This is a genomic window from Citrobacter sp. TBCS-14, from assembly GCF_005280805.1.
GTDB classification, from domain to species: domain Bacteria; phylum Pseudomonadota; class Gammaproteobacteria; order Enterobacterales; family Enterobacteriaceae; genus Citrobacter; species Citrobacter gillenii.
In genome coordinates, this window is the sequence record NZ_SZWM01000737.1 from 1 (window position 1) to 209 (window position 209).

Below are 209 nucleotides of genomic sequence, written 5' to 3' on the forward strand. Positions count from 1 at the left end.
ATACTGGTGCGCATATTTCTCGGCGTGTTCTTCGACTGTCTCCTGCACATACTCAACATGAATGCCACTTTCCAGCGCATGCAGTTTTGCCACCTGTAAGGGTTCAAACCCCATATCCAGGCCGGTGACTGTTGCGCCTTCACGCGCCATGCTTTCTGCCAGAATCCCGCCGCCGCAGCCGACGTCGAGTACCTTTTTACCAAACAGAC

General features: G+C 54.1%; 1 protein-coding gene. It reads right to left on the minus strand.

The genetic code is table 11. The annotated features are described in order from the left end of the window. Nucleotides 1–207: methyltransferase domain-containing protein (locus FDX22_RS21000; RefSeq protein ID WP_255433010.1), on the minus strand; the 207-nt coding region annotated here is incomplete at its 3' end. Nucleotides 208–209: the final 2 nt, after the last annotated feature.